Origin of the sequence: Arthrobacter sp. S39, assembly GCF_004320525.1 — a bacterium.
GTDB lineage: Bacteria > Actinomycetota > Actinomycetes > Actinomycetales > Micrococcaceae > Arthrobacter.
The window spans coordinates 35,322-52,698 of record NZ_SIHX01000019.1; the positions used below are offsets into that span (position 1 = coordinate 35,322).

Consider the following 17,377-nt stretch of genomic DNA (forward strand, 5'->3'; position numbering starts at 1 on the left):
CCCTTAGTTTCCGGCGGCAATGGCCGCGGACGAGTCTGCATAGCGGCTGGCCGGACGCGTCAGTCCCAGCAGGTCGCGGAACGTGCCGTCAAGGACCGGGGCACGCAGTGCGCCGCGGCGCCGCAGTTCCGGCAGGACCAGCCGTGAAAGTTCGTCCAGTTCCAGGGCGAGCGACGCCGGGTGCAGGCGGACGCCGTCGGCCTCCACCAGGAGGGACTCCAGCAGGTCCGCCAGGCCGGCGGCCGTCCCGGCGTACCGCGCGCGGCCGCCGTCGGCAGCCGAACCGGAACCGGCCAAACGCTCAACGGCGGCCTGCCCGCGGGAGTCCAGGACCACCTCGAGCTCGGCGATGACCGCCACGGACGCTCCCAGCCGGCGTCGGACATCCCTGATTTCGGCGGCAAGCAGTTCGGGCGTCGGCGCGGTGACCAACACGGCGTCAACACCGTCCGCAGGAACCTGTCCCTCGCCCACCAGCGACGCGGCGGCAAGCACCGGAAGCTGTCCCTGCAGAGGCCGGGGAATGATGGACGGGCCCTTGACCGAGTAGCCGGCCCCGGCAAAATCCGCCGGTGTTTCAAAGTCGGCGTAGTGCAGCTTGTCCACGTCGATGTACCGGCCGGTGGCGACGTCGCGGATGACGGCGTCGTCCTCCCAGGAGTCCCAGAGCCGGCGGGACACCTCAATCGACGCGGCGGCTTCCTGTGCCAGCGCGGCGCCGGTGACGCTGCTGCGTCCGACGGCGGCTGCCGCCTCCGATGATTCCGCTGCGGTGGCGATCCACCCGGCACGGCCGCCGGAGACGTAGTCAAGGCTCGCGAGCTGGGTGGAGACGTGGAACGGCTCGGTGTGCACCGTGTCCACCTCGGGAACCAGGGCGATGCTCCGGGTGACCGGCCCGGCGTAGGCTGCGCGCTGCAGGGCGTTGGTCCGGCCCGGAACGGGCGCGTCAGCGAAGGTGGCAGCGTGGAAACCTGCGGATTCGGCGGCGAGGACGGCTTCGGCGAGGCTCGCGAAGTCCCCGCCGTCCCACCCGGCTCCGTCAAGCTCAATTGCCAGGAATCCGGCGCGGCCCTCTTCGGTGGTGTGCTCTGTTGTGCTCACAGCTGGTCCTGACGTTCGTAGGGAATCTTCTCGCCGGCCTCGATCGCCACCGGCAGCCGGTTTTCGGCGGGCGGCAGCGGGCAGGTGGCGAGGTCGGTGTAGGCGCAGGGCAGGTTCACGGCGCGGTTGAAGTCCAGCTCCACGGACCCGTCTGCGGCCGGCACCACGGACAGCGAGCGGTTGGCCGCATAGGTGGTTGCGCCGGAGGTCTGGTCGGTGAACAGCACGGACAGTGACCCCGGGGCGTGGCCGTTGAACGCGGTCAGCGCCAGCTCCTGGCCGGCCAGCTTGAAGCGGATCTCGCCCGGTGCCTCGTAGACATGCTGGATTCCTTCGACGGCGGCGCCCACCGTGGTGGGCCGCGGCTCCTCGAACGGCACATAGGTTCCGCGGACGGCATACGCCGCATTGGGTGTATAGGCAGGCGTGCCCTGGTACTCGCGCAGGAGCCCGTTCTCCGGGTTCCGCGGCCGGACAATGTACTCTCCGCCGCGCTTGGCCACCTCGATGACCGTGTCTCCGGAGGCCAGGTTGATGCCGCCGCGCTCCTCGATGGGCCCGAGCCCCAGGGTGGCCCCCGACGCGCCGTTCAGTTCCTTGCCGTCCCGCTCCAGGCTTTCGCCCGGCTCCAGGACCACGCGGACGACGTCGGCATCCGCGCTCCAGGTGCCCGGGGCGCCTTCCAGCCGGGTGGCTTCGCTGCCCAGCCAGTGCAAGTGGGTCACCGCCAGGAAGCCATGCGGATGCGCGCGGTGGCGCTCATGGGCGGCGTGCCAGTCCTGCCAGTCAGCGTCAAAGGCTTCAAGGGCGGTGTCAGTGTGCGTAGGCATTTTCACTCCTGCTCGTGTTGTCGGTGGCGCCGGTGCGGGTAAATCCGGGCCGGTTGCCGTACGGATCGGCGTCCTCCCAGAGGGTGGTGGGCGCTGCTGCCCGGACGGCGGGAATCACTTCGAGGGCGAACCGTTCCAGGATGTCGAGCTGCTGTCCGAACGGCAGCGTGGTGGGCAGGGAGATGGACTGCAGGTCGTGGCCGTACAGCGAGTGGTAGCTGAGGATCTTGTCGATCACCTGTTCCGCGCTGCCCACCAGGGCCGGACCTTCGGCGACGGCGTGCTGGATGTCGCGGAACGGAGAGTTGTTGCCCGGCACGTTGCGGTTTGCCGTCAGCGCCTCGTAGACCGGCCCGAACTGGCGGATGGCTTCCTGGGTGGTGTCGGCTATGAACACGCCGCCGGCGCCGCTGCCCGAACCAACGTACTGCTGCTTCGGATCATGGCCGTGGCGTTCGTATTCTTCCCGGTAGTGCCGGATCAGCACGTGGTAGTTTTCCCGCGGCTGAATGGCGTTGGCGGTGAACAGCGGGTCGCCCCACTGGGCTGCCAGCGCGGCTGACGTCAGGGTTGTGGCAGACCCGTGCCAAATCCGGAGCGGGCCATCGAACGGCCGGGGCGTTGTGGTGGTGGGCTCGGTCAGCGCGGCCCGGAAGCGGCCGGACCAGGTCACGTTTTCTTCCCGCCAGAGCCGTCGCAGCAGCCCGTACTTCTCGGCCAGCAGGTCCCACTGGTCAGCGAGGTCCAGGCCAAAGAGCGGGTACTGCAGCACTTCGTTGCCCTTGCCGATCACCAGCTCCAGCCGGCCGCGGCTCAGCTGGTCGATGGTGGCGTAGTCCTCGGCCACCCGGACGGGATCCAGCACGGACAGCACGGTGACACCGGTCTGCAGGCGGATCCGGTCCGTCACGGCGGCGATCGCCGCGAGCACCGTGGTGGGCGAGGAAGAGATGAACTCCCCGGCATGCCGCTCCCCCACCGAGAAGCTGTCGAAGCCGAGTTCTTCGGCCCGGCGGGCCGTTTCCACCACCTGGTTCAGCCGGTCGGCCGTGGAGACGATCTCCCCGGTCAGCGGATTCTTCAGGTGCGGGATGATGTCCAGGACCTGGAACTTCACTTTGCTGCTCCGGTGGGGGTTGCTCCGGCCTGGGCTGCGGCGAAGCTCTCCTCGGTGATGGTCTTGGACTCCGGCAGGGCTTCCTCGGACAGGCCCCAGCGTTCCAGCACCTCGCCGTAGGAGCCGTCCTTGATGGCGGAGTTCAGCGCGTCCGTGATCGCGGGTGCCAGGCCGTTGCCCCGCAGCGTTGTGGCTGCCACCAGGGTTTCGGACGGCCAGCCGGCGTTGACCTTGCCCACGACCTTCAGGTCATCGCGGGTGTTTTCGCGGTACACCGTGGACGGGTAGGGGGCGATGTTCAGGTCGGTCCGGCCGGAGGAAAGCGCCAGGATGGTGTCCGCGTCGGAAGAGTAGTACTGCAGGACGGCCGGGGCCTTGCCCTTGCCTTCAAGCTCCTTGTTCCAAGCCAGCAGGATCTTTTCCTGGTTGGTTCCGGACCCCACGGACACCTTCAGGCCGGAGATGTCATCCGCACCCTTGATGTCATAGTTGGCGGACTTCTTGGCTTCGAAGCCCATGTACGCCGCCCGGTAGCTGGCGAAGTCGAACAGCTTCACGCGGTCCTTGTTGACACCCACGTTGGAGAAGACCGCTTCAAAGTCGCCGGACTGGGTCTTCAGCGGCCAGTTCTCCCAGGACGTCACCTGGACGTCGAGCTCGAGGCCCAGCTTGTCGGCGACCAGCTGGGCGATGTCCAGCTCCACACCGATCGGCGTTTTGTCATCGGTGGCGTGGAAGGTCAGCGGGATGGAGCCAGCCGTGGTGGCAATGGTCAGCTTGCCGTCCTTGCCGATCAGCTCCGGAACCTTGGCCGCGAGCGCGTCATCCTTTTCGGCGCGGATGCGCTGCTGGTCCGGGGAGGTGTTGTAGACCACGCCGTTGCGTGCCGCCGTCGTCTGGGCTTCGCCGGATGCTCCGGAAGCGGATGCGCCCGGGTCCGAGCAGGCGGACAGCGCCGCTGTTCCCAGCAGGACGACGGCGGGCAGGGCGGCCAGGGAGCGGACGCGGCCTGCGCCGGGCTTGCGGGCTGTGAAAAATGCCATTCGGGGGGTTCCTTAGATATTGAAAGCCGGTTCGAGCACCTTGGAGAAGAAGCTCCGGGTGCGGGGTTCCTGCGGGTTGGTGAAAATTTCCTGGGGGCTGCCCTGTTCCACGATCTGGCCCTCGTCCATAAAGACCACGGTGTCCGCCACGTCGCGGGCGAACCCCATTTCGTGGGTCACGATGATCAGCGTGGTGCCGGACTTTGCCAGTTCGCGGATGACGTCCAGCACCTCGTTAACCAGTTCCGGGTCAAGGGCGGACGTGGGCTCGTCGAACAGCAGGATCTTGGGGTCCAGGGCCAGCGCGCGGGCGATCGCCACACGCTGCTGCTGGCCGCCGGACAGCTGCCGGGGGTAGGCGCCGGCACGGTCCTTCAGGCCGACGCGGTCCAGCAGTTCCAGGCCGCGGCGCCGGGCTTCCTCCTTGGAGCGGCCCTGCGCGACCACCGGCGCTTCGACCACGTTTTCCAGGGCGGTCAGGTGCGGGAACAGGTTGAAGTTCTGGAAGACCATGCCGATCCCGGTGCGCTGCTTCAGGATCTCTTTTTCGCGCAGCTCATGCAGCCGCTTGCCCCGGACCTCGTAGCCCACCAGCGTCCCGTCGATGGCGATGTGGCCGCCGTCGACCTTTTCCAGGTGGTTGATGGTGCGCAGCAGGGTCGATTTGCCGGAGCCAGACGGTCCCACGATGACGGCCACGCCGCCCGGTTCAACCGTGAGGGTGATGCCCTTCAGGACTTCCGTGGCTCCGAAGGATTTCCGGACCTTGGTGATTTCCACCAGGCCTCGGGTTGGCCCCGAAACGGCGGCAGCGGCAGCGGTGGACGTTTCCGTGGACGGCTGGGCAGCAGTGGCAGTGCTCATCGGTGGCTCCTTGCGCGGTTGGGTGCCACGGCGTGGGTGGCGAAGAATTTCCGGGCCTTCTGCAGCGGCGTCAGCGGCAATGTCCGCACGGCGCCCTTGGAGTAGTGCCTTTCGATGTAGTACTGGAACACGCTGAGGACCGAGGTGATCACCACGTACCAAAGGGTGGCCACCAGGAGCAGCGGAAGTACCTGCTGCGTGCGGTTGTAGATGACCTGCACGGTGTAGAACAGCTCGGAGTAGGCCAGGACGTAGACGATCGAGGTGCCCTTCACCAGGCCGATGATCTCGTTGAACGCGGTGGGCAGGATGGCCCGCATGGCCTGGGGCAGGACAATCCGGGTGGACCGCCGCCAGGCCGGGATGCCCAGCGCCGCAGCCGCCTCGAGCTGGCCCTGGTCCACCGAGAGGATCCCGCCGCGGATGATCTCGGCGGAGTAGGCGGCCTGGTTCAGGGTCAGGCCAAGCACTGCTGCCGCGAACTGGCTGATCAGTGTGGTGGTCTGCACCTCGAAGAAGCGGACGTCGGTGAACGGGATGCCCAGGCTGACTTTCTCGTAGAGGTAACCCAGGTTGTACCAAAGCAGCATCTGGACCAGCAACGGGGTGGAGCGGAAGATCCAGGAGAACGTCCAGGACACCGAAACCAGCAGCGGCGACGCGGACAGCCGCATCAGCGCCAGGATGAAGCCCAGCACAAACCCCAGCAGCCCGGAAATGGCGGTCAGCTTCAGCGTCTCCAGGAGCCCGTTGATGACGGACTGGGCGGTGAACCACTGCGCCACCACGCCCCATTCCCAGCGCGGGTTGGTGGCCAGGGACCAGGCCACCGCGGCCACGCCGAGCGCTACAGCCGCCGTTCCCACCCAGCGCCACGGATGCTTCGCGGCCACCAGCGGGTAGCCGGAGTAGTCGGTGGCGGGACCGCGTGGTCCCGGGGTGGCGCCGGACGGGCCATCCGTACCCTGGCCGTTTCCGGTGGTCGCCGGCCCGGTGGTCGCCGGTTCGGTGGACGCCGGTTCGGGGGCCTGCCGTGCTGCTTCTGACTCTGCCGGCTGGGTCACTTTGGTTACTGCTGAACTCATGCGCCACCTCGCTTCTTCACTGGTTGTTATGCGTCGGACTTTCGTCGCAGGACCGGAACACTCAGGGCCGCTGGCTGCAAATCTAGGCGGGCCGGGAAAGGGGCAGCAAGGCGCCAAGTTGCATAACTTCACTGGAGTTCGCACGGCGTCATGAGTCGGTTTTTTGCGCCCCTTGACGCCTTGTGACGCGGAGTTAACGGGCATTACCGGCCCGTCGACCGGCGCCGTCAAGGCTGCCTAGCATGGGCACTCAACCACCCGTCCAGCCTCAACAGCCACCCGCCGTATCAGCGTCCCGTCAGGAGCCCCCATGCCAGCCAACGCCACTTCCGTCGCCTTTATCGGCGGCGGTCCGCGGGCTGCGGGCGTCCTGGAGCGGCTGGCAGCAAACCGGTGCGCTCTTTTCTCCGGCCCCCTGGATATCCATGTGGTGGAGCCGTACGAGCCGGGCTCCGGCAGGATCTGGCGCTACGACCAGCACCCGGGCCTGATGCTCAACTCGGCAGCGGCGGACGTGACCATGTTCACCGACTCCTCGGTGGCCTGCAAAGGACCTGCCGCGGACGGGCCCGGTCTCGCCGGGTGGGCCGCCGGCGTCCTCGACGGATCCATCACGGACGTTCCGGACTTCCCGCTCGCCATCCGGGAGCAGCTGCGCACCCTCACCGGCGGCACCTTCCCCACCCGGCAGCTGCAAAGCCAGTACCTCGAGTGGTTCTTCCGCCGGGCCGTGACGGCACTCGGCGGGAATGTCACCGTCCACCGCACCACCGCCGTCGCCGTCGGGCGCGCCGCCGGTTCCTCCCATACCGCGTCCGACGCCGGCACGCACCTCGTGCGGCTGGCCAACGGCGGCGAGGTGCGGGCCGACGTCGTGGTCACCGCGCTGGGCCACACGGACTCGCGGCCGGACGCCGCCTCGGAGGCCTGGTCCGGCTTCGCCGCCCGGCACGGCGGCTTCCACGCGGCACCCAGCTACACCACCGACGTCGACTATTCACCCCTCGCCCCCGGCCAGGACGTGATCGTCGCCGGCATGGGGCTGGCGTTCGTTGACCTGCTGGTCCTCCTCACGGAAGGGCGCGGCGGCCGTTTTGAGGAAACTCACGACGGCGGCCTGCAGTACGTTGCGTCGGGCCGGGAACCGAGGCTGCTGGCCGGGTCGCGGCGCGGTGTGCCCTACCACTCCAAAGTGTCCTCTGCCCTGCGCGGCGAGGCCCCGGGTGAGCTCCGGTTCTTCACCCGCGACGCCGTGGACAGCCTCCTGGACCTGAACGCCGAACTCGACTTCCGCAGCCACCTCTGGCCGCTGATCGCCAAGGAAGCCGGCTACGGCTACTACCGTGAACTCTTCACCGGCAGCCCGGAGCGGGTCAGCACCGGCTGGGACGAATTTTCCGGACGGTTCGCGGCGCTCGACTGGTACAGCGCGGCCCGCGAGGACCTGGTGGCCGCCTTCGTCCCGGACACCCGCCTGCACCTGGACCTGGAGCGCCTGGACCGGCCCTTCGCCGGCCAGTCCTTCGCAGGCCATGCCGCGGTGCAGGACGCGGTGGCGGAGTACATCGAAGATGACCTCGTCCTGCGCGACGGGCCCGACCACCCCGAAACGATGGCCCTGTTCGTGGCGCTCCTGAAGGTGTACATGGACCTGGGCCGGCTTGTTCCGGCGGAACGGCTCAATGCCCGCTCGCAGCAGACCGTGCACGGCTGGTGGCACGGATTCTTCAGCTTCGTGGACTCCGGACCGCCCCCGCGGCGGCTGCGGGAGATGCTGGCCCTCCACCGTGCCGGGCTCCTGGACTTCCTGGGCCCGGAGGTCTCCGTGGACACGGACGATTCCACCGGCGAGTTCGTGGCAACGTCGGCGCAGTCGGGCGTGGCTGTCCGGGCCAAGGCCTTCATCGAGGCCCGGCTGCCGGCAACGTCAGTGGCCCGGTCGCTGAACCCGGCACTCCAGTCGGTGCACACCGCGGGGCTCGGAACCGAGCAGCAGCTCCTCACCGCTGACGGCATCCACTCCACCGGCAAGCTCCTGGTGTCCGGGAAGCACCAGCTGGTGGACGCCCAGGGCCGGGCCCAGGACCGGATCTTCGGCATCGGCCCGGGCACCTCGGGCTGGGGAGCCGGAGCCTTCGCCCGGCCGGGCACCAACGCCGCACCGTTCCGCGAGAACGACGCACTGGCCAGGCACATCCTCACCGTCGCCGCCGGGCTGCATCCGGCCGCCCCTTCTGCTGACGCCGCCGTCGCATCCCAGCCCGCCCATGCTGCCACCCGCCCATCCGGAGCCGCCGCAACCGCCCAGCCAGCCGCCGTCGGAAAGGCCTGAAGTGGAAACCAAAACGCCCCTCAACCGCGCGGCGCTGACCGTGCTGAACCTGCCCATGCACGATCCGCGGGTGCGCCCGCTCCTGGACGAGCTGGCGGCGGAATACGACTCCCGGTACGGCGACCTCTTTGGCCGCGGTGCCGCCGCCGAGGAACTCAACCGGTACCCGGCGGCGGAATTCGAGGGCCCGGGCGGGGCGCTGCTGATGATCCAGGAAAACGGCGAATCCGTGGCCGGCGGCGCTTTCCGCCGGTACGACGCGGACACCGCGGAGTTCAAGCGCATCTGGACGCACTCGGCACACCGCCGCCGGGGGCTGGCCCGCGTGGTCCTCACCGAGCTGGAGCGGCTTGCCGCCCTCCGCGGCTACCGGCGGATCTACCTCACCACCGGTCCGCGGCAGCCAGAAGCCAAGCACCTGTACCTCACCACCGGGTATGAGCCGCAGTTCGACGTGGAGGCCGATCCGGAGACCATAAAGTCGCTGGCATTCACCAAGAATCTCCCGGGTCCGCCGCTAAGCTAGCGGCATGGCCATCAAAACCACCGCAGAGAAACTCGCCACCATCCAGAAGGGCTACACCCTGGAAGGTGCCACCATCGAGCTCGGTGCCGCCATCATTGACGGCGAACTCCACAAGGAAGCCCAGGTCCGGCTGCCGCTGGCCATGATGAACCGGCACGGCCTGGTGGCCGGCGCCACCGGCACGGGCAAGACCGTGACCCTGCACATGATGGCAGAGCAGCTGTCCACCGCAGGCGTTCCCGTGTTCCTTGCCGACATCAAGGGCGACCTCTCCGGCCTGGCCACGGCTGCTGCCGGCAGCGAGAAGCTCACGGCGCGCACCGAGAGCATCGGCCAGGCGTGGTCCGGCAAGACGTTCCCGGTGGAGTTCCTGGCCCTGGGCGGCGACGGCAATGGCGTACCCGTCCGCGCCACCATCACCTCGTTTGGCCCTATCCTGCTGTCCAGGGTGATGGAGCTCAACGACACCCAGGAGTCCAGCCTGCAGCTGGTCTTCCACTTCGCGGACAAGAACAACCTGGAACTCATCGACCTGAAGGACCTCCGCTCGGTCATCCAGTTCCTGACCTCGGCCGAGGGCAAGGACGAACTCGCCGAACTGGGCGGCCTGTCCAAGGCCACCGCCGGCGTCATCCTGCGGGAGCTCGTGAACCTGGAAGCGCAAGGGCTCGAACGGTTCTTCGGCGAGCCCGAATTCGACACCGCCGAACTGCTCCGCACGGCGCCGGACGGCCGCGGCGTGATCACCTGCCTGGAACTGCCCACCCTGCAGACCAAGCCCATGCTGTTCTCCACGTTCCTGATGTGGCTGCTGGCCGACCTCTTCGAGGACCTGCCCGAGGCCGGCGACCTGGACAAGCCCAAACTGGTGTTCTTCCTGGACGAGGCCCACCTGCTGTTCAACGGCGCGTCCAAGGCATTCCTGGACGCCATCACCACCACGGTCCGGCTCATCCGGTCCAAGGGCGTGGGCATCTTCTTCGTCACCCAGACGCCCAAGGATGTTCCGTCGGACGTCCTCGGCCAGCTGGCCAACCGCGTCCAGCATGCCTTGCGTGCCTTCACCCCGGAGGACGCAAAGGCACTCAAGGCCACAGTCTCCACGTTCCCGGTCAGCGACTACGACCTCGAGGAAACCCTGACCTCCGCGGGGATCGGCGAAGCTGTCATTACGGTTATGAACGAGAAGGGTGCCCCCACTCCCGTGGCGCACACCCGGCTCCGCGCGCCCGAGTCCGTGATGGGTCCCAGCTCGGATGAGCTGGTCAAAAGCACGGTGGCCGGCTCGGCGTTGCTGGCCAAATACGGAACCGCCGTGGACAACGTCTCCGCCTACGAAAAGCTCACCGGGAAGGCTGCGGCGCCCACCGGGCAGGCCGCTCCGGGCGAACCGCCTGTTCCCGGCGGCTCCACCTCGGCCGGGACTTCCAGCCAGGCCGATCTCGACGCCGAGGCGCGCAGGATCGAGGAGGAAATCCTGGGCCGGCCCAGCAGCCGTCCGGCACCGGCCCCGTTTCCTGCTCCGGAGAGCGTCGATGCACGGCGCGCCCCGCGTGCCCCGGAACGGTCCGCCCCGGCGGGCGGCGACATGGTGGGCGACCTCGCCGGAGCCCTCGGCGGGGCACTCGGCGGCGGACTGAAAAGCATGGTCCGCTCCATGGGCACCCAGCTCGGCAGGGAACTCCTCCGAGGCGTGTTCGGCACGTCGTCCCGGCGCCGCCGCTAGGCACAAACTGACGATGTTCCAGGGGCCCGGGTGCCGCCGTCGGGCGCTGGAAAAGCGGCAACTCCGCGTCACGCCGGGGGGCCCCGGCACCGGGAATCTGCGGGCTTGCAGGTAACGTGGGGGACGTGCAGATGAGTCAAGCGTTGGTGAGGATCGCGGCCGGGTGGCTGTTGGGCCTCATGCTCGCCGTGGCCGGGGCCATCGTGGCGGTGAACCTCGTGAACAACACGGTGGCCAGTCCGCAGCAGCCTGTACGCGAGTATCTGGACGCCCTGCACAGCGGCGACGGCGGCAAGGCACTGGGCCTGCTGCGCGCCTCAGTGCCGCAGGCCAACGCCGCCATGCTGGACGGAACAGCCCTGCAGACAGCAGCCTCGCGGTTTGCCAACGTCAAGATCGGCGACGCCGAAGAACGTCCCCGCAACCAGGTCATGGTGCCGATGGAATACACCATCGACGGCAGCCGGCTGCGCTCCGAATTCATCCTGGAGAAGACCGGCACCGAGTGGCTTTTCTTCAATACCTGGGCCTTTGTGCCCTCTCGGCTGCCCACCGTGGACATCACCGTGGTGAACGCCAGCGAGGCGACCGTGAACGGTGTGCCGGTCAACATGCCCAACGGCCGCAACTCCTTCGCCGTCTTCTACCCCGGCGAGTACGAGGCGTCCCTGAACGGCGAGTACTTTGCCGCGCCCTCCACGCGTGCCACGGTCACCACCAGCAGCATCCCTGTCGCGCCGCTGAACCTGCTGACCCAGGCCACCCAGGATCTCCGGAAAGACGTGGGGGCGAAGGTCAAGGAGTTCCTGGACACCTGTGCCGCCGAGGCCCAGAAACAGCAGAAACTCCAGCCGGACTGCCCGTTCTACTACGCAAGCAACAACACCGTGTACGACGGCACCATCAAGTGGAGCATCACCGAATACCCGGAAATCTCCATCGAGCCCTTCGGCGGCCGCTGGGTGGTGGCGCCGCTTGACGGCAAAGCCCGGGTGGAAGCGGTCCAGCAGAACTCCTTCACGGGCACGAACTTCCCGCTCAATGAAGAGGTGGACTTCAGCTTCACCACCCGCCTGGACGTTGCCGGCGACACCATAAAAGTCACCCCGCTCCTGAGCTACTAGGCTGCGCCTGCGCCTGCCGCACCGGCCCTACTCGGCGTCACGCCAGGCACGGTTTCGGTGCCGGACCGCGGCGTGGACCCCGGAAATCCGCGCCCGGCGGCGGCCGGGAACTCAAAAGGCTGCCTCCCGTGACGCAAAGTCCCGGGAGGCAGCCTTTTGTCTAAAGCGCTAAAGCACGACGGCGGCGCTCAGTCCATGCCGCGGAGGTCCAGGACCAGCTCGGTGTCGCCGTCGGCCTGCAGCAGCACGGGAATGCCCCAGTCCTGCTGGTACAGGTGGCAGGCGGCGTGGTCGGGGATTTCGCCGTCCTCGGTCTCGGGTCCGTCGCAGGCCGCAGCGCGCGCCGTAATGTGCAGGATGCCCTCGGGAATGTCAGCCGAGAGCTCCAGCGTCCGGAGCAGCCCCACGGATGTCCCGCCGCCGGCCACGAGCAGCTCGGGCGGGGTGGAGGAGATCTTCAGCTGGGTGGGGTCTCCCCAGCGGTCGTCGAGCTTCTGGCCGGTGGGTGCGGTGAAGCGGACCTTGAGCTCCAGGAGGCCGGGCGCAACCGGGCTCTTGGGCCGGTGGGTCTGCACCGCGCCCTCGTCCACCTGCTGGGCTTCCTTGGGGATCGGCACGTAGACCAGCTGGTGCTTGTTGGCCTCCACCACCACCAGCAGCGGCTCAGAGCCCGCGGCCTGGGTGTGGTCCACAATGACGTCGGAGGGTTCAGAGAGTCCCCGCGCCAGCGTGGACACGGTCTTCGTGGCAGGGTCGTAGCGGCGGACGGCACCGTTGTAGGTGTCGGCGATAGCCACCGAGCCGTCTGGCAGGACCGTGACGCCCAGCGGGTGCTGCAGGCGTGCCTCGGACGCGGCGCCGTCACGGAAGCCGAAGTCGAACAGCCCCTTGCCGACGGCCGACTCCACGGTGACCGTGCCGCCGTCGTCAATCACCAGCTTCCGGAGGGCGGACGTCTCGGAGTCAGCCACCCAGATGTTGCCGTCCGCGTCTTCGGCGAGGCCGGAGGGCTGGGCGAACCAGGCCTCGTGTGCGTTGCCGTCCAGCAGCCCTTCGAGGCCGTTGCCGGCTGCGATGGAAACAGCACCGGTCAGCGGGTCGAAGCTGAAGATCTGGTGCGTGCCGGCCATGGCGATCACCACGGCGTTGAGCTTGCGGGACCAGACCACGTCCCACGGGGAGCTCAGGGAGACCTCAAGCGGGTGCTCGCTCAGGAGGCCCGTGAAGCCGGCGGCGTCCTCGTCAACGCGGGCAGGCCCCGTTTCCAGCAGCCGCTGGACGCCATTGCCGACGAGGGTGGTGGAATTTCCGTCGCGCAGCGACAGCCCGCGGAGGCGGTGGTTGACGGAGTCGGCAATGACGACGTCGTAACCCACCTTGGCTGCCACATCTTCCGGGAGCAGCACCAGGCCCTGCGGCTCGTTGAACTGTGCGGTTGCCTGTATGTGATCGGCGGAGGCGCCGGCGGGGCCATCAACATGGCCCTTGGTGCCCGTGCCGAAGGTCGCCAGGACGGTTTCGAAGTCGGTACCCAGCTCCACCAGGCGGTGGTGGCCGGTGTCGGTGACCAGCCAGGAACCGCGGGCCGCGGCACCCGGTGAAGTGCCGCCGTCGGACGCTCCTGCATCCGCTCCGCCGCTGGGAGCCGACCCGCGTCCGGCAGGAAGGAACAGCGCCTTGCCGGGGAACCGCAGCGTGCCCGACGTGGCCTCCGGAGCAACGTAGGGGCCGGAGCCGCGGTGCAGGGTGCCCTTGGCCTCGTGCTCGGCGATCAGTTCGGGGATGAGCACGGCCAGGCCGTCGGCGTGCCCTTCACCGGACAGGTGCGCCACGATGTAGCCCTCGGGGTCGATGACCACCAGCGTGGGCCAGGCGCGCGCGGTGTACGCCTTCCAGGTCTCAAGCTCGGGATCGTCCAGGACCGGGTGGTGGATCTCGTAGCGTTCCACGGCGGCGGCCAGGGCCACGGGGTCGGCTTCGTGCTCGAACTTGGGCGAGTGGACGCCCACGGTGACCAGGACGTCGGAGTACTGTTCCTCCAGCGGGCGCAGCTCGTCCAGGACGTGGAGGCAGTTGATGCAGCAGAACGTCCAGAAGTCCAGAAGCACGATCTTGCCGCGCAGCGCTTCCAGGTCCAGCGATTTGCCGCCGGTATTCAACCAGTTGCGGCCCACCAGTTCGGAGGCGCGGACCCGGAGTTGGGTGCGTACTGTTTCGCTCATCAGCGTCCTTCCAGCTTGTTGCGTTCAGCCAGCTTGGCGTCGCGTTCGGCCAATTTGGCAAACATATCGTTGTAAGCGGTCAGATCGGCGTCGTTATTCCTGTCCGCCGCGCGGTCCGTGCGCTTGGACTCGCGCGCATCGGAGCGGGACCACATCACGGCGACGCCGATCGCCACCAGGAGCGTGGGCACTTCGCCGATGCCCCAGGCCACCGCGCCGCCCATCTGCTGGTCCAGCAGTGCCGACGGCCCCCAGGCCCGGCCGAGGTTGCCGAAGTAGTCGGCGGCCAGGAGGTTGGTGCCGCCCATGATGGCCACGCCGAAGAACGCGTGGAAGCCCATGGTGGCCAGGAGGAGCACCAGCCGCATGGGGTACGGCGCGCGGCGGGGCAGCGGGTCCGTGCCGATCATGCTCAACACAAAGATGTAACCCGTCAGGGCGAAGTGCAGGTTCATCAGCTCGTGCCCCACGTGCTCGCGCATCGCAAACCCGAACGCATCCGAGTAGTAGAACAGCACGATCGAACCGGCGAAGTTGCCGGCCGCGAAAATGGGGTGGGTCACCAGCTGCGAGAACTTGGAGTGCACAAACACCAGCAGCCACTCACGCAGGCCGCGGGATCCGTCACCGCGGGCCGGCAGGGCACGGAGCGCCAGGGTCACGGGGGCGCCGAGCACCAGGAAGATGGGCGCCACCATGGTCAGGGCCATGTGGTCCACCATGTGCGCGGAGAACAGGACACGGCCGTAGACCGACGGCGGCCCGGACGTGATGAAGGTCAGCACCAGCAAGCCGATGACCCAGTTCACGGTGCGGAACCACTGCCACTTATCTCCCCGGCGCAGCACCTTGGTGACGCCGAGGAAGTATGAGACCAGCCCAAAGACGGCGACAGCGATCCACAGCCAGTCCAGCCGCCACTCCGTCAGCCAGCGCTCGGGAGTCAGCTCCGGCGGCAGCTCGTAACCGGAGAGGATGAAGGCCGGAGATGCGTCCGGCGCGAACGTGGTGGGCTGCGGCGGGGCGGAACGGCTCAGCGCGACGGCCACGCCGGACGTGGCACCCATGATGAGGAGCTCCACCACCACCAGCTGCCACAGGACCCGGCGGGAGGAGAACGCTGAGCCCTTGCGGCCCAGCTGCGGGATCACCCATTGCCGGTGCATAAAGCCGATGCCGCCCAGGACCAGGGTGGCGGCGGTCTTCACCAGGATCAGCTGGCCGTAGGCGGAGCCGACGAGGTCAGCCCAGTTGGTGATGCGGATGCTGGCGTTGATGACGCCGGAGGCAAAGACCAGGACGAACGCGAAGCCCGCGAGTGCGGAGAACCTTCGCAGGGTGGCTTCGGTGATGTCTGCTGCCGTGCCGGGCTTGGAGGCGGTCAGGATCCCCGAAAGGAGGGCCAGCAGGATGATCCCGCCCACCCAGGCACTGACGCCTACGAGGTGGAGGCCCAGGGAGTTGATGGCGCCTTCGTGGTCGGAGGAGCTGGAGGAGTGGCCGATCAGCGCGGCGGGCACCAGTCCGGCAAGCGCCAGGACCAGGGTGAGCGCGAGCCCCCCAAGCGACCGCACCCCGAAGAGGGCGGTGGTGACAACGGCCGCGATGATGGTGACGGCTAGCCAGGCCCGCCCGGTCTCGATGTCCGTCATGAAGTAGACGAGCGCCTGGGTGAACTCTGCGTCCCCGGAGATGCCCTGCCCGGCGACGTCTGAGTAGGTAAGCACCAGGACGGCGATGGCTGACAGGGTCCACGCCGCGCCGGCTGCAGCTGCCACGGCCAAAGCGCGGGAGAAGGCAGGGTGTTCCGGGCCGTCGTCGTCTTTGGAACGCCGGGTGGCGCTCCGGGGCAGGATGCCGACGGCGAAGATCAGGCCGCCCACCACCGTCGCCAGGGCGACGTTGTGGATGGCTTTGCTGATGGGGAGCCCCCAGCGGACCAGCGCACCGGGGTCGGAGACTTCACGCGCCGCAGCCGCCCCTGAAAAGAGGAGTGCCGCGGTCAGCCCCAGGAGCAGCGCCGCGAGACCGGCGAGCTGCCACGGCCGGGAAATCCCCATGGCACCGGCCAGCCGTCCAGACGCTCCCTTGTCGGGTGCTGGCTGGGGTGCGGTGGAACGGGATTTTGCTGCGGAAGGCACCTATCCATTGTCCGCTACGCGTGCCGAGGCGGCGAATCGGCTTAAAGCAGTGGAGCGGCAACCCTCAGGTTGCCGCTCCACTGCTGCTGTTGAAGAAGATTACTTCTTCTTGGCGACTGCAGCCTTCAGCTTGGAACCAGCGGTCAGCTTGACGCTGTGGCCGGCTGCGATCTGGATGGTCTCGCCCGTCTGCGGGTTGCGGCCGGTGCGTGCTGCACGGTCGGTGCGCTCGACTGCGAGCCAGCCCGGGATGGTGATCTTCTCGCCGGCGGCGACAGAGGTCTCGAAGACCTCGAACAGTGCGTCGAGGACGGAGTTGACGGCTGCCTGGCTGGTGCCGGCCTTGCCTGCTACCTCTGAAACAAGTTCACTACGGTTCTTAGCCATTGATGTCCTCCTGGACGGTCATGATTTCTGGAGCCTGCACGCGGCATGCGTACAAGCCACTGTTCGAAAACTTACCAGCTTGGGCCGACGAGGACCGCAAATTCCGCGTGTTTCCGCGACTTTTTGACTAAAATCACCAGATATTAGGGGATTTTTCGGGGAATTGCGCCCACAGCGGACGCTCCCCGGCGTCTCATGCGTTCTCCCCCAGGACGCTCTCGCAGTTGTTGCGGGTTTTTCACGGACGCTCTCGCAGTTGTTGCGGGTTTTGGGTGGTTGCTCTGTCACTTACGACGGCGGGTGGGCTTGTTGCGGGTGGTGAGAGAGGATCCGCCGGAAGCCTGCGGGATGTGCGAGGGGGTCCTGGGTGGGGTGGTGTTTGTGGGTGCGTGGTTAAAGTGGGAGAGCCTCCAGACTGTGTCTGGAGGCTCTCGACCTAATGATGTTCCGGCGGTGACCTACTCTCCCACACCCTCCCGGGTGCAGTACCATCGGCGCTGTGGGTCTTAGCTTCCGGGTTCGGAATGGGACCGGGCGTTTCCCCCACGCTATGACCGCCGTAACCCTTCTACCCGTCACACACCCCTGGGGTGTGTGTGGGAAATCTGTGGTTACAACATTGTGGTGTTGTTATTCAGTTGTTCGGTTCCTGTGCAACAAACGTGGGTTTGTTGTTTGGGAACCACATAGTGGACGCAAGCAGTCTTGTTTCTTTTTACCAGTGCTTTGGTGTGAACGTCTTTTGAAATCCGTTCACGCATTGGTGTGTGGTGTAAGTTATCGGCCTATTAGTACCGGTCAGCTTCACGAGTCGTTAGTCCTCGCTTCCACATCCGGCCTATCAACCCAGTGGTCTGGCTGGGGGCCTCTCACACA

General features: G+C 67.5%; 13 protein-coding genes and 2 rRNA genes. 4 read left to right on the forward strand and 11 right to left on the reverse strand.

From position 1 onward, the window contains the following. Positions 1-3: 3 nt before the first annotated feature. From EYS21_RS21950 to EYS21_RS21975, 6 genes are read right to left on the reverse strand one after another with little or no spacing between them, the layout of a single operon-like run. Complete coding sequence (locus EYS21_RS21950) at positions 4-1,104, reverse strand: LLM class flavin-dependent oxidoreductase (protein ID WP_131135365.1); 1,101 nt, start codon at positions 1,102-1,104, stop codon at positions 4-6. Further along, positions 1,101-1,934 carry a DUF1684 domain-containing protein gene (locus tag EYS21_RS21955; protein WP_131135366.1) on the reverse strand — a complete coding sequence of 278 codons (834 nt, stop codon included), beginning with the start codon at positions 1,932-1,934 and terminating at the stop codon, positions 1,101-1,103. Before EYS21_RS21955 ends, EYS21_RS21950 begins: the two co-directional genes overlap by 4 nt. Next, entirely contained in the window at positions 1,918-3,051 is a 1,134-nt protein-coding gene (locus tag EYS21_RS21960; RefSeq protein WP_131135367.1) for an LLM class flavin-dependent oxidoreductase, read from the reverse strand. Before EYS21_RS21960 ends, EYS21_RS21955 begins: the two co-directional genes overlap by 17 nt. Beyond that, positions 3,048-4,094 carry a transporter substrate-binding domain-containing protein gene (locus tag EYS21_RS21965; protein WP_131135368.1) on the reverse strand — a complete coding sequence of 349 codons (1,047 nt, stop codon included), beginning with the start codon at positions 4,092-4,094 and terminating at the stop codon, positions 3,048-3,050. Before EYS21_RS21965 ends, EYS21_RS21960 begins: the two co-directional genes overlap by 4 nt. 12 nt (positions 4,095-4,106) lie before the next feature. Then, positions 4,107-4,958, reverse strand: coding sequence for an amino acid ABC transporter ATP-binding protein (locus EYS21_RS21970; RefSeq protein ID WP_278184761.1), 852 nt, complete (start codon positions 4,956-4,958; stop codon positions 4,107-4,109). After that, positions 4,955-6,043, reverse strand: a complete 1,089-nt coding sequence (locus EYS21_RS21975; RefSeq protein WP_131135369.1) for an amino acid ABC transporter permease — start codon at positions 6,041-6,043, stop codon at positions 4,955-4,957. The genes EYS21_RS21970 and EYS21_RS21975 overlap by 4 nt, the downstream gene beginning before the upstream one ends. Positions 6,044-6,353: 310 nt before the next feature. On the opposite strand from EYS21_RS21975, the gene EYS21_RS21980 reads away from it, so the two are divergent. The 4 genes from EYS21_RS21980 to EYS21_RS21995 all read left to right on the forward strand — a co-directional run bounded on the left by EYS21_RS21980 (position 6,354) and on the right by EYS21_RS21995 (position 11,751). Further along, positions 6,354-8,375, forward strand: coding sequence for an FAD/NAD(P)-binding protein (locus EYS21_RS21980; RefSeq protein ID WP_131135370.1), 2,022 nt, complete (start codon positions 6,354-6,356; stop codon positions 8,373-8,375). Positions 8,376-8,430: 55 nt separating this feature from the next. Continuing rightward, positions 8,431-8,901 carry a GNAT family N-acetyltransferase gene (locus EYS21_RS21985; protein WP_242633564.1) on the forward strand — a complete coding sequence of 157 codons (471 nt, stop codon included), beginning with the start codon at positions 8,431-8,433 and terminating at the stop codon, positions 8,899-8,901. A gap of 4 nt (positions 8,902-8,905) precedes the next feature. Continuing rightward, entirely contained in the window at positions 8,906-10,627 is a 1,722-nt protein-coding gene (locus EYS21_RS21990; protein ID WP_131135372.1) for a helicase HerA-like domain-containing protein, read from the forward strand. 131 nt (positions 10,628-10,758) lie between these two features. After that, positions 10,759-11,751 (forward strand): hypothetical protein, encoded by a 993-nt coding sequence (locus EYS21_RS21995; RefSeq protein WP_207307858.1) that lies wholly within the window; start codon positions 10,759-10,761, stop codon positions 11,749-11,751. 188 nt (positions 11,752-11,939) lie between these two features. Here the strand turns inward: EYS21_RS21995 and EYS21_RS22000 are convergent, their stop codons facing one another. The 5 genes from EYS21_RS22000 to EYS21_RS22020 all read right to left on the reverse strand — a co-directional run. Continuing rightward, positions 11,940-13,973, reverse strand: coding sequence for an NHL domain-containing thioredoxin family protein (locus EYS21_RS22000; protein ID WP_131135373.1), 2,034 nt, complete (start codon positions 13,971-13,973; stop codon positions 11,940-11,942). After that, positions 13,973-16,114 carry a cytochrome c oxidase assembly protein gene (locus EYS21_RS22005; RefSeq protein ID WP_131135374.1) on the reverse strand — a complete coding sequence of 714 codons (2,142 nt, stop codon included), beginning with the start codon at positions 16,112-16,114 and terminating at the stop codon, positions 13,973-13,975. The genes EYS21_RS22000 and EYS21_RS22005 overlap by 1 nt, the downstream gene beginning before the upstream one ends. A gap of 99 nt (positions 16,115-16,213) precedes the next feature. Beyond that, a complete protein-coding gene (locus EYS21_RS22010; RefSeq protein ID WP_056341443.1) occupies positions 16,214-16,501 on the reverse strand; it encodes an HU family DNA-binding protein in 288 nt (95 codons plus the stop codon). 445 nt (positions 16,502-16,946) lie between these two features. Then, positions 16,947-17,063: ribosomal RNA gene (gene rrf / locus EYS21_RS22015) — 5S ribosomal RNA — on the reverse strand. A gap of 205 nt (positions 17,064-17,268) precedes the next feature. After that, positions 17,269-17,377 (reverse strand): 23S ribosomal RNA (locus EYS21_RS22020); the annotation flags it as partial.